The 12,753-nt window shown below is 47.8% G+C and carries 10 protein-coding genes; 5 read left to right on the forward strand and 5 right to left on the reverse strand.

The annotated features are described in order from the left end of the window. Positions 1–2: 2 nt before the first annotated feature. From L4C42_RS06525 to L4C42_RS06535, 3 genes are read right to left on the reverse strand one after another with little or no spacing between them, the layout of a single operon-like run. Entirely contained in the window at positions 3–3,104 is a 3,102-nt protein-coding gene (locus L4C42_RS06525) for an efflux RND transporter permease subunit (protein ID WP_429759853.1), read from the reverse strand. After that, positions 3,101–4,420 carry an efflux RND transporter periplasmic adaptor subunit gene (locus L4C42_RS06530; RefSeq protein ID WP_353497052.1) on the reverse strand — a complete coding sequence of 440 codons (1,320 nt, stop codon included), beginning with the start codon at positions 4,418–4,420 and terminating at the stop codon, positions 3,101–3,103. The genes L4C42_RS06525 and L4C42_RS06530 overlap by 4 nt, the downstream gene beginning before the upstream one ends. Before the next feature lie 19 nt (positions 4,421–4,439). Next, complete coding sequence (locus tag L4C42_RS06535; protein WP_353497053.1) at positions 4,440–5,090, reverse strand: TetR/AcrR family transcriptional regulator; 651 nt, start codon at positions 5,088–5,090, stop codon at positions 4,440–4,442. Between the two features lie 416 nt (positions 5,091–5,506). On the opposite strand from L4C42_RS06535, the gene leuA reads away from it, so the two are divergent. From leuA to L4C42_RS06560, 5 genes are all read left to right on the forward strand, one after another. Beyond that, complete coding sequence (gene leuA / locus L4C42_RS06540; protein WP_353497055.1) at positions 5,507–7,054, forward strand: 2-isopropylmalate synthase; 1,548 nt, start codon at positions 5,507–5,509, stop codon at positions 7,052–7,054. 115 nt (positions 7,055–7,169) lie between these two features. Further along, complete coding sequence (gene leuB, locus L4C42_RS06545; RefSeq protein ID WP_353497056.1) at positions 7,170–8,258, forward strand: 3-isopropylmalate dehydrogenase; 1,089 nt, start codon at positions 7,170–7,172, stop codon at positions 8,256–8,258. A 62-nt stretch (positions 8,259–8,320) separates the two neighbouring features. Continuing rightward, a complete protein-coding gene (leuC, locus tag L4C42_RS06550; RefSeq protein WP_353497057.1) occupies positions 8,321–9,721 on the forward strand; it encodes a 3-isopropylmalate dehydratase large subunit in 1,401 nt (466 codons plus the stop codon). Between the two features lie 13 nt (positions 9,722–9,734). Further along, positions 9,735–10,337 (forward strand): 3-isopropylmalate dehydratase small subunit, encoded by a 603-nt coding sequence (gene leuD, locus L4C42_RS06555; protein WP_353497058.1) that lies wholly within the window; start codon positions 9,735–9,737, stop codon positions 10,335–10,337. Positions 10,338–10,486: 149 nt separating this feature from the next. Further along, entirely contained in the window at positions 10,487–11,266 is a 780-nt protein-coding gene (locus L4C42_RS06560) for a DUF547 domain-containing protein (RefSeq protein WP_353497059.1), read from the forward strand. 3 nt (positions 11,267–11,269) lie between these two features. On the opposite strand, the gene L4C42_RS06565 is transcribed toward L4C42_RS06560, so the two are convergent. Together L4C42_RS06565 and djlA are read right to left on the reverse strand one after the other, a co-directional pair. Continuing rightward, complete coding sequence (locus L4C42_RS06565) at positions 11,270–11,812, reverse strand: DUF924 family protein (protein ID WP_418641968.1); 543 nt, start codon at positions 11,810–11,812, stop codon at positions 11,270–11,272. Then, the gene (gene djlA, locus L4C42_RS06570) at positions 11,812–12,675 is read right to left on the reverse strand and encodes a co-chaperone DjlA (RefSeq protein WP_418641967.1); all 864 of its coding nucleotides are present in this window, start codon (positions 12,673–12,675) and stop codon (positions 11,812–11,814) included. Before djlA ends, L4C42_RS06565 begins: the two co-directional genes overlap by 1 nt. Between the last annotated feature and the right edge of the window lie 78 nt (positions 12,676–12,753).

Genomic DNA, 12,753 nt, shown 5'->3' on the forward strand with positions numbered 1-12,753 from the left:
TATTACAGCTCTTCATGTTTATGAACCAGTCCCCAATCCGCGAGGATGGCGTATGCAGAAGGAATCATGAACAGCACCAAAGCTGTGGACGCAAAAATACCGAACACAATAGAGATAACCAGAGGCTGAATGACTTGAGCCTGCAAGCTGGTTTCAGTTAGCAAAGGCAACAAACCGGCTGCAGTGGTCATCGACGTTAAGAACACCGCTCTGAAACGCTCACGACTCGCTTTCACCACAGAGTCATGGACGGAGTCACCCTCGTCAACGTGGTGACGTATGTACTGCACCAATAAGATAGAGTCGTTAACGACAATCCCCGCCAATGACACAAAGCCCATGATACTTGGCATACTCATCGCGTGCCCTAGTAGCAAATGTCCCCAGACCACACCGATAAAGGCAAGCGGTATCGCCAGCATTACCACAAACGGCTCTAGGTAACTTCTGAACTGATAGCTAAGGATGGTGAATACACCAAACAGACCCAGCAGAAATCCTTTTGCCATCGACGCGCCCGTCTCTGCGCTATCTTTGGTTTCACCCTCAAAGTCAAAACGCAGCCCTGGATACTCTTGTTGCAGCTTCGCCACTTCTTCGGCTTGGAACTGTCTAATGATATCGGTTGAGCTCGCTTTAGTGGTATCAACATCACCGAACACGCTGACCGTTCTCAAACCGTTGACGCGTTGGATACGAACGTAGTTACGCTGAAAATCGAGCGTCGCGACGGATGCCAACGGTACTTGCGAGCCATCCGCTAAGAAAATTGGGAAGTTCGATAACTGCTGAATGTCACCAATATCTTGCTTGTCGAGCTTCACTTCAATCTTAATGTTCTCAACACCCACTTGGATCTCATCGGCGGTTTGGCCAAAGAAAGCCGCACGCAACTGACTTGCGATCATCTGACCGTTAATCCCAAAGCTCTCAGCACCAGGTCGCAGTTTGACTAAGATCTCTTCTTTGCCGAGGCGCATGTCATCGAGCACGCCACTCACACCATCAAATTCATTCAGGTATTGCTGTATTTCAACCGACGCGGCTTTCAGCATGTCCAGATCGTCGTGTGCAATGCGCACTTCAATAGCACGACCACCCGGACCCATCGTTGGTTGCTTGAATACCATAGAAATTGGGTCTGCAAGCTCCCCCACATCCTCACGCCAAGCATCGATAAACTCATCGATGAGCGTATTGCGAATCTCTGCACTAAGCAGATCCAGCCTGACCGTCGCTATATGGGGGCCAGATTCATTGGCATCTTGGTTAGTGTTGAACTGACTGGTGATCTGCTTCACCAAGGTTTCACCACCTTCCACCTCTTCACTCCACTGCTTATTGAGCTTTTCAGCAGATAGAACGATTTTATCGACCACTCGCTCTGTCTGAGACAAAGATGCTCCTGGCGGCAGAATAATACGAGCTTCGGCAATGTCCCCATCCAATGCTGGGAATGGGTTGAACTTCACTACACCACCAGCCAGTAGACTCACAGAAATAAGCAGCGCCGCAAACACGCTACCCATAAAGGCATAACGATATGAAACGACTTTATCTACCGCATTCACAAGCGTGGTATTCCTAAAGTGTTCAAAGCGCTCTAACAACACACGTTTAAACTTCAAAGGCTGTTTGTCACGGTTATGCTTGTGCAATGAATGAGACAAATGATTTGGCAGAATTAAGAAGGCTTCAACCAGACTCAATGACAAGACAAGTATTAGCACCTGAGGTACTGCCCTTAGTACGGCGCCCATCTCCCCTTGTAAGAACAGCAAGCTACCGAAAATACACACCGTGGTTAAGAAAGAGGAAATAACACCCGGCAGCACTTTCTTAACGCCATTGATAACCGCATCATCAATTTTCTGCCCACGGTCTAAGTGCGCCTGTATCGACTCTGCGATCACGATGGCATCATCCATCATGATACCAATCGCCATTAGAAGCCCCACCAGAGACATGATGTTAATGGATAGCCCAAGATTCGCCATCAAGCACAGGCCGCCAAGGAACGCCACTGGCAAGCCCGCGGCCACCCAGAATGAGTAACGGAAACTGAAAAACAGCCACATGGTCGCAAATACCAGCAAAATACCTTGCCAGCCGTTTGTTACCATCATGGTCAGACGATCCCACAATATGGATGACATATCATTGGTCAATTCAAGCGTAACCCCCTCAGGGGCAATCAGACGCTGCGCTTCTACAAACTCCGTTACCTTCTCTTTCACACGTAGCGCGTCATCTTCCTTGTTCTTACTGATTTTAAGCAAAGCCGAAGGCTTGCCATTAAACAGAACTTTTTGTTCATCCAGTTCGAAACGGTCGGTAATAGTGGCGACATCTTTGAGACGAATTAACGCGCCACTTGGGCTTGAGCCCACAACGATCGACTCTAACTCTTGAGGCGTAATACGCCTCTCATCAAAGCGAATCAAAAAGTTCTTATCTTCCGTTTCGACATTGCCGCTTGGGAGCTTAATGTTTTGATGACCAATCTGGGTAGCAATATCACCGATACTTAACCCTAGCTGACGCATGATTTGAGTATTGAGCTCTACACGGTATTGGTGATCAGAAAAGCCACTGACATCGACGAGCGAGACACCATAGTCAAGTTTTAGCGTGCGCTTTAACTGCTCAGCGTACGCTTTTAGCTCTGGCCAACTGGTCTCAGCAGTAATCGCAACATCCACTACGGGTTCGTTCCAATCCAGCTCTTGTACCACTGGTGATTCAATCTCATCAGGAAAGTCATTGATCGCGTTGATCTGAGTTTGAACATCCACCAGCATTCGGCCAATGTCGGCTTTTTCATCAAGCTTGAGGGTCAATCTTGCTGAGCCTTCAATCGCTTCACATTTGGTCTCTACGATGTTTGAAAGGCCGTCAACCGCATCTTCCATACGCACACACAAGCTCTCTTCCACTTCTTGCGGCGAGGCACCAGGGTAAGTGATCGCGGCCATAATGTAGGGAGGATCGAACTCAGGAAAGGTCTCACGCTTGATGGTCGACAGCGAGCTGATACCGAGTATCAGCAGCGCCAGCATCAGTAGATTCGCCGCCGTTGGGTGTTTGGAGAAAAATCGAATCATTGGGTAACCTCTCCAACACCGTGATCATCACTTTGACTATCACGCAACAGCATCCCCTCAATGGCTGGCAAGATATCATTGAGGATCACCTTTTCACCCGCTTCAAGATTACCAGAAATGATCACCTGGTTGTCACGGCGATATTCGACATTCACATCGCGCATTTCCAAACGATTTTCCGCGTTCATCAAATAGATCTTATCACCGTGCAAAGCTCGCTCAGGGACAGACCAAGACTGCTGTTTTTGACCTTCAATTGTCGCCTTCACAAACATGCCATTAACCAGCACAGGAGTCCCTGCCAAGCCACTACTGCTTGGTAATTGCGAGACCTCTAGGATCACTCCTGCGGTTGCTTGGTTGGCATCAACCGTTTCACTCACGCGCGCGACTTTCGCTGGCCACGTTGCAGTAAGGTTGCCGCTACTGAGTTCGACTGTCGCTTGTAACTTACCTAGCTCGCCGCGCTCGGTTTGGTCTTCATCCCATGAGAGGGTGTCCGAAAGCAGTTGTAAGTCATGGATAGACAATTGCGCTTCCACTTCCATGACATCGTTTAGGTGCGCGGTGACCATGGTTTGCTGTAAGTTCACCACCTGATTGATCTCAGCATCAACCTCTGAGATACGCATCGTCATTGGCAGCGCAATACGAGTTTTCTCTAGCGAGCGCTGCGCTTCATCGGCTTTGGCTTGATTGACCTTAACCAATGCTTCAGATACACCACGCTCATCTGGCATCAGCGCCAATTGATTTTCAATCTCTTGGACTAGCTTCTCCTGTGAAAGCATATTTAGCTGCTGAGTATCAACATCGGACTGTGAAGTGAGCCCGCGCTTATTCAGATCCACGCGGCGCTGATACTCGTTTTCTGCCAGCTTCAAACGATTCATCTCAATCGACAAAGTCTGCTTTAGGTTTGTCTCTTCCTGATCAAGACGCGCCAGTTGAGTCTGACTGGATTTCAAATCAGCAATGGCTTGAGATAGCTTGAGCTCATAATCTAAAGGGTCAATTCGGAGAATTTCTGTGCCCGCGGCTATCACTGTGCCTTTCTCAAGGTTAGGGTGCTTATAAGTAACCGCGCCCGTCACTTCAGCAATGGCTTGCCACTGCACTTTCGGCTCAGCGCGACCAAAACCAATCGCCATTGGTGATGACATCTGAGGTTGTAGCGGCATGATATCCACCACACGTGAACGATCGCCTGCAGGTTTGGTTGGTACATCAGGGCGCAGGTTCACGGCGGCAATTAAAGCCACAACGCCAACTGCAAGTGCTGGAAAAAAAAGGAGTTTTTTATTGATAGACTTCATAGAGATATGATTCTTTTAATTAGGATGGGTCACGCAACAACCCACGCTTAAGCAAGGCGATGTTATGTTCGAGGAGTTCGTTTAAAAATTCTTCATTGACTTCAATGCCATGCAAACTCAGAAGACCAGGCGGTGCGACAAATGGAAACACCATTAGACTAATGAGTGAAATTTTGCACATACGTGGGCTCAGCCCTTCACGTAACAACCCGAGCTCAGACATTTTATTGAACATGAAATCTTGGTCTGGACGACCAATGTCTGCAAACACCTTTTCAAACAAGCGACGCTGCGTGGCTGACGGAGGCATGTGCATGACTTGGGAGATCAAGCGTGGAAACTGCGGTACTTTATTCATTTCAAAATAATAAGTACGCATAAAGTCAGTAAGATTGCCGTAATCGCCATTTTTCATCAGCGATTCCATTTTGCTTTTCATCGGCTGTAAGGTCTCGCGCACCATGGTCTCAAACAAGCCTTCTTTGTTGCCAAAGTAGTAGCGAATCATGGCAATATTAACGCCCGCCTTTTGCGCGATAAGGCGTGTCGACACTTTGTCATATGGCATTACTACGAACAGATCACGAGCATGGGTAAGCAGCTTGTGCCTAGCATCCGTGCGTTCTTTGGGGCGACCAACTTTACGTGTGGCCTCAATCGCGTTCGTCATACCAATCCTTGCTTTTATTAATCATCGATTAATTGTAGAGTAAAGCTTGTTCAATCCGCGAACAGTTAAATTCATCAAATATTAATCAGATGATTAATTATAAATTGGCGACCACCTCCCTCTCTTAGCATATAGAGCGAACTGCTCCGATATCCATAAAAATTCAGATTAACCCTTGACGCATGAAGCTGAGTGCGGTACTAATCTTGTAACTTATTTTTGTGGAACGCATAACAGTGTCATTACGTTTTTCTCTACTCCTGAACCTCCTCCTTATCGTGAAAAAATCGCGCGGGTAGGTAGTGGACGAAAAACACCACATAAAGAATTCCAAAAAAACCCGCTTACACAAGCGGGTTTTTTTATATCGATTGAACTGGACGTAAACGATTAACCTGGATAAAGAGGAAGCAAATATGAACGATCAGGTGATTATATTCGACACCACATTGCGTGACGGCGAACAAGCACTTTCAGCAAGTCTAACAGTGAAAGAGAAGCTGCAAATTGCTTATGCGCTCGAGCGTCTAGGTGTTGATGTTATCGAAGCTGGTTTCCCTATCTCCTCTCCGGGTGATTTTGAATCGGTGCAGACGATTGCGAAACACATTAAAGATAGCCGCGTATGTGCCTTGTCTCGCGCCGTAGCGAAAGACATTGATGCGGCGGCTGAAGCGTTGAAAGTAGCGGATGCGTTCCGTATCCACACCTTCATTTCAACCTCGACCGTCCACGTTCAAGACAAACTGCGCCGCAGCTACGACGATGTGGTTGAGATGGGCGTAAAAGCGGTCAAGCATGCTCGCAACTACACCGATGACGTTGAATTCTCGTGTGAAGACGCAGGTCGTACCCCTATCGATAACTTGTGTCGTATGGTGGAAGCCGCTATCGATGCTGGCGCTCGTACCATCAACATTCCAGACACCGTAGGCTACACCGTCCCAAATGAATTTGGTGGCATCATCCAGACCCTTTTCAATCGCGTTCCAAACATCGACAAAGCCATCATCTCTGTGCACTGTCACGATGACTTGGGTATGTCAGTGGCAAACTCTATCGCAGCAGTACAAGCTGGTGCTCGTCAGATCGAAGGTACTATCAATGGAATCGGTGAGCGTGCAGGTAACTGCTCACTAGAAGAAATCGCGATGATCATCAAGACTCGTCAAGAGTTCTTAGGTGTGCACACAGGCCTTCAGCACCAAGAAATCCACCGCACCAGCAAGCTAGTGTCTCAGCTATGTAATATGCCGATTCAGGATAACAAAGCGATTGTTGGCGCGAACGCGTTCAGTCACTCTTCAGGCATCCACCAAGATGGCATGCTAAAGAATAAGAATACTTACGAGATCATGACGCCTGAGTCTATTGGTCTAAAAAACAAAGCGTTGAACCTAACTAGCCGTTCTGGTCGTGCAGCCGTCAAGAGCCATATGGATTCAATGGGTTACAACGAGCATGAGTACAACCTAGATACCTTGTATCAAGATTTCTTGAAGCTTGCAGATCGCAAAGGTCAGGTATTCGACTACGACCTAGAAGCATTAATGCACTTTGCTAACTTGCGCGAAGAAGACGACTTCTTTAAGTTGAACTACTTGAGCGTTCAATCAGGCAGCATCATGGCGACCACCAGCATTAAGATCCAATGCGGTGACGAAGAGAAATGCGAAGCGGCAGTAGGTAACGGTCCGGTTGATGCACTTTACCAATGTATCTATCGCGTAACGGGTTACGACATTGTGCTAGACAAGTTTGATTTGACAGCAAAAGGCGAAGGTGAAGATGGCTTAGGCCAAGCGGATATCATCGCCAACTACAAGGGCCGAAAATATCACGGTACGGGGGTCTCAACCGACATCGTTGAGGCTTCAGGTCAGGCACTACTTCATGTTATCAATAGTATCCATCGTGCTGATCAAATCGAAGTGATGAAGCAAAACAAAGTTGAAGCGGTATAAAAGTTAATACTCGGCTTCTCTACTAGACGGAGCCGAGCCAAAAATTTGTTTGCTCGTACTACAACGAGTAGACCTAAAAATATAAGCAAATACAACATTTAAGGAAATTAGCCCCATGGCAGGTACTTACAAGATTGCGGTTCTACCGGGTGACGGTATTGGTCCAGAAGTAATGGCTCAGGCTCATAAAGTGCTTGATGCAATTTCAGAGAAACACAACATTACCCTAGAGCGTGAAGAGTTTGATGTAGGTGGCATTGCTATTGATAACCACGGCTGCCCGCTTCCAGAGGGCACGGTAAAAGGCTGTGAAGAGTCAAACGCGATTCTGTTCGGTTCAGTTGGCGGTCCTAAGTGGGAACACCTGCCACCAAACGATCAACCTGAACGTGGTGCGCTACTTCCACTTCGTAAACACTTCCAACTGTTCTGTAACCTACGTCCTGCACAGATTCACGCAGGCCTAGAGGATTTCTCTCCACTGCGCGCAGATATCTCCGCAAAAGGTTTCGATATCGTGGTAGTTCGTGAGCTTACTGGCGGTATCTACTTCGGTCAGCCAAAAGGTCGTGAGGGCGAAGGCCCAACAGAGAAAGCCTTTGATACTGAGGTTTACCACCGCTACGAGATCGAACGCATCGCTAAGATCGCGTTTGAATCAGCACGCCTTCGTAACAAGAACGTTTACTCAATCGATAAAGCCAACGTTCTACAAAGCTCTATCCTATGGCGCGAAGTAGTGGAAGAAGTTGCGAAGGATTACCCAGATGTGACGCTTAACCACATGTACATCGATAACGCGACGATGCAGCTTATTAAAGACCCTGCACAGTTCGACATCATGCTTTGCTCAAATATCTTCGGCGATATCATCTCTGATGAGTGTGCGATGATTACAGGTTCTATGGGCATGCTGCCATCAGCAAGCCTTAACGAAAGTCAGTTCGGTCTTTATGAGCCAGCAGGCGGTAGTGCACCAGACATCGCCGGCAAGAACATTGCAAACCCTGTTGCTCAGATCCTTTCTGCTGCGCTGATGCTACGCTACAGCCTAGGTGAAGAAGCGGCGGCACAAGATATTGAAGCGGCCGTGAGTAAAGCCCTAGCAGCGGGTGAGCTTACCGCTGACCTAGCGGGTGACAAGCCAGCGCTAAGCACCTCTGAGATGGGTGACAAGATCGCTGCATACGTACTGAATTCATAATTAAAAACACTGCCCTAGCCGATGGCCGTTCTATTCGGCTAGGGGAAGCAAGGAATTAAGCAATGTCAAAAACTCTATACGAAAAAGTCTACGACGCTCATATCGCCGTCGAAGCAGAGGGTGAAAACCCAATCCTTTATATCGACCGTCACTTGGTTCACGAAGTAACTTCACCACAGGCTTTCGATGGCCTACGTGAAAAAGGTCGTAAAGTGCGCCAAGTAGGCAAAACATTTGCCACTATGGATCATAATGTGTCTACCACCACTAAAGACATCAACGCTTCTGGTGAGATGGCACGGATCCAAATGGAGACGCTATCGAAAAACTGTGAAGAGTTTGGCGTGACTCTTTATGACATCAACCACAAATACCAAGGCATCGTCCACGTTATGGGTCCAGAGCTGGGTATTACCTTGCCAGCGATGACTATCGTATGTGGTGACTCTCATACCGCGACGCACGGTGCATTTGGCTCTCTTGCCTTCGGTATTGGTACCTCAGAAGTTGAACACGTTCTAGCGACGCAAACTCTCAAGCAATCGCGCGCTAAGACCATGAAAATCGAAGTTCAAGGTAAAGTGGCTCCTGGCGTGACAGCAAAGGACATTGTTCTTGCGATCATTGGTGAAACAACGGCAGCTGGCGGTACTGGCTACGTGGTGGAGTTCTGTGGTGAAGCCATCACTGATCTTTCTATGGAAGGTCGTATGACGGTATGTAACATGGCTATTGAGCTAGGCGCGAAAGCAGGTCTTGTCGCACCAGATGAGACAACGTTTGAATACCTAAAAGGCCGTAAATTCGCCCCTCAAGGCGCTGAATGGGATGCTGCTGTCGAGTACTGGAAAACATTCAAAACTGATGCTGATGCGACCTTTGATGCGATCGTCACACTAAACGGCGCGGACATCAAACCTCAAGTCACTTGGGGTACTAACCCAGGTCAAGTTATCGCCGTTGATCAGCCAATTCCCGCTCCAGAAAGCTTCGCCGATCCTGTTGAGAAAGCATCAGCAGAAAAAGCGCTGGCTTACATGGGTCTAGAGGCGGGTAAATCGCTAAAAGATTATAAAGTAGACAAGGTATTTGTTGGCTCTTGTACTAACTCTCGTATCGAAGACATGCGTGCAGCGGCAGAAATTGCCAAAGGTCGTCAGGTTGCTTCTCACGTTCAAGCGCTTATCGTACCTGGCTCTGAGCAAGTTAAAGCTCAGGCAGAAGCGGAAGGTTTAGACGCTATCTTCAAGGACGCAGGCTTCGAATGGCGCCTACCGGGTTGCTCTATGTGTCTTGCCATGAACAATGACCGTTTAGGCCCACAAGAGCGCTGTGCATCGACCAGTAACCGTAACTTCGAAGGTCGCCAAGGTCGTGATGGTCGTACGCACCTAGTAAGCCCTGCGATGGCCGCGGCAGCCGCCATTGCTGGACATTTCGTTGATATCAGAGAGCTAGACTAAGAAGGAACATACCATGTCAGGATTTAAACAACACACCGGCTTAGTCGTACCTCTTGATGCCGCCAACGTCGATACCGATGCGATTATCCCTAAGCAGTTCCTGCAAAAGGTAACTCGTACGGGGTTTGGTCAGCACCTATTTCACGACTGGCGCTTCCTAGACGATGCGGGTAAACAAGATAACCCAGAATTTGTGATGAACGCGCCTCGTTACCAGGGAGCGAGCATTCTGCTTGCGCGCGAAAACTTCGGTTGTGGTTCATCCCGTGAGCACGCCCCTTGGGCACTGGCCGATTACGGCATCCAAGTGATGATTGCCCCAAGTTTCGCAGACATCTTCTACGGTAACTCCATCAATAACCAGATGGTACCAGTTCGTCTTACCGAGCAAGAAGTTCATGAGCTGTTCACTTATGTTCAGGCGAATGAGGGTGCTGAGATCACCGTTGATCTAGAAGCAATGAAAGTGACGGCAAATGGTCAAACTTACAGCTTTGAAATCGATGAGTTCCGCCGTCATTGCCTACTGAACGGTCTTGATAACATCGGCCTAACGCTTCAACACGAAGAGAAGATTGCGGCTTACGAAGCGAAGATCCCTAGCTTCTTGAAATAAATCGCTAACGATTTAGTTGAACTATCCAATCCCAGCCCTACTTTCTTAGTAAGGCTGGGATTTTTTTATATAGATTGTCACTACACTGAAAGAACTCGGCCAAGAGTCGGGTCTGTTGGATTAATCACTTAACGGAATGGATATTCGCTATGCTACGTGTTCTCTCTTTGGTTTTTCTCATGTTTACCACCAGTGTTTTCGCAGCACCAAAATCTGAGCTTTGGTCGTATTGGGATAAAAGTAATGACAGCAACACGCAAAGTGTCTCCCATCAAGACTGGCAGAGCTTTCTAGACCGCTACTTGGTCACCGAAGGCGAGAATACTCTAGTGCGCTATGTCCGTGTTTCTCCCAACGATAAGCAAGCACTCAAAACTTACATTAACGACCTAGCCCGAATAGACCCTAGACTGCTCAGCCGCGCTGAGCAGTATGCCTACTGGGTCAACCTCTATAACGCCATCACTGTCGATTTGATCCTTGATGAGTACCCAGTGAAATCCATCACTAAGCTTGGAGGGCTATTTAGCTTTGGACCGTGGGGTGATGAGGTCATTACTATTACCGGGCAAGCGCTCACCTTAAACGATATTGAGCACCGCATACTGCGCCCAATTTGGAACGATCCTAGAACACACTATGCCGTTAACTGTGCCAGCCTTGGTTGCCCAAATCTGCAGACTCAGGCATTCACTACCGATAACACCGAAGCACTGCTAGAAAGTGCAGCCAATGCATTTGTGAACTCATCGAAAGGCGCTAGCATTTCTGGCGACACCATAACTCTGTCGTCTATTTATGAGTGGTTTGAGGCAGACTTTGTGCAAGATGGCGGTGCATTGAAGCATATGGCGAAGTATCGCCCTGATCTTGCCAATTTCGATGGCAAGATCAAATACGATTACGATTGGAACTTAAACAGTAAGTAAGGGTTAAAAACTTGAGCCTGGCTGCTTCAAGAACTCGATTTCGTCCAAGGTAGAGGCTCTACCTAAAATCTCATTTCGGTGAGGGTATCGTCCAAATCGCTCGATAATCGCTTTGTGGCGATACTCAAAATCTAGGTTATTTTCTATTCCATTGCTTTTAAATAACCGTACCGCTTCTTCATGTATTTTCAACGATTCGCTGTGCATATAGGGCATGTAAAGAAAGGTGCGCTGTTCGGATGTTAACTTTTCATCAGCACCGCTCGCGACTGCCTCTTGAGCTAATGCCAAAGCCATAGGATCCGAGGAAAAAGACTCGGGGGTTCCTCTAAACAGATTTCGAGAAAACTGATCAAGAACGATCACTTCCGCAAGTCTGCCTTCGGCCGTTGAGCGCCAATGATAGAGTTCCCCTTGGCGCGCTTGTTCATGAAGCGCTGCAAACCTTTGAGTAATAAGCTCATCTAGCGCTGTATCTCCAGAAAACCAATCCTTTGGTGATAACTCTTGAAACCAGAAATCGAGTACATCCTTGTCGGTTAGCATTATTTGAACCCTTTCACTTTTTTGATGAGATCATAAGCGTTTTGGATCTCTTGCGATTTCTCTTTTGCTACGTTCATCATCTCTGGAGGTAGACCTTTCGCCATAAGCTTATCTGGGTGGTGTTCATTCATTAGCTTTCTGTAAGCACGTTTAACGGCTTTTGAATCAGCATCCTCAGAAATACCCAGCACATCATAGGCATCAGAAAGCTGCGAGGCGCTGCTTGCTTGCTGCCAATTTCCCTGCTGACCACCTTGGTAGTGACCACCACCAAAGTTGCCACCGCCTTGCTGGAAGCGGAATGCCGCTTCTTGCATACGCAGGCGCTGTTCAAGCTGTTGAGCCGAGAAGCCTAAGCCTTGTGCGATACGATGCAAGACCTCTCGCTCTGTCGGGTGAACACTACCATCTGCGAACGCAGCCGAGATTTGAAGCTCTAAGAAAAACTGCAATAGGTCATGGCGACCACCAGAGGAGATACGTACTTTATCAAGTACACGTTCAAGCGGAAATTCAGCTGATTTACCATCACGAAACGCTTCTTGTGCCGCACGTTTTTGCTCATTGTTGAGGTTCATGCGATCCATCATGATAGTCGCTAGCTGGATCTCTTCTGGTGTCACCTGCCCTTTAGCTTTGGCAACGTGCCCCATCACCGCATAAGCAGCATTGAGAAACTCTTCTTGACGCTGCGCTTGGTCCGCACCACCAAACCCGCCGCGATTAAACCCACCACGAGCAAAGCCGGATTGGTTGAGTCGGCGCGCTTTGTCAAACTGGTGCCCCAAAAACAAGCCAAACAGCGCCCCTAACGGGCCACCAAACAACATGCCGAAAAATACGCCTAAAATTTTACCTATCATGTGATGTATGTGCTCTTTATTTATGAATTTTTGCGCTGATTCGCAGTCTACTAGTGTCGTTGAGGTCAATTTCCTTTA

This window comes from Vibrio wakamikoensis (assembly GCF_050337275.1).
GTDB lineage: Bacteria > Pseudomonadota > Gammaproteobacteria > Enterobacterales > Vibrionaceae > Vibrio > Vibrio chaetopteri.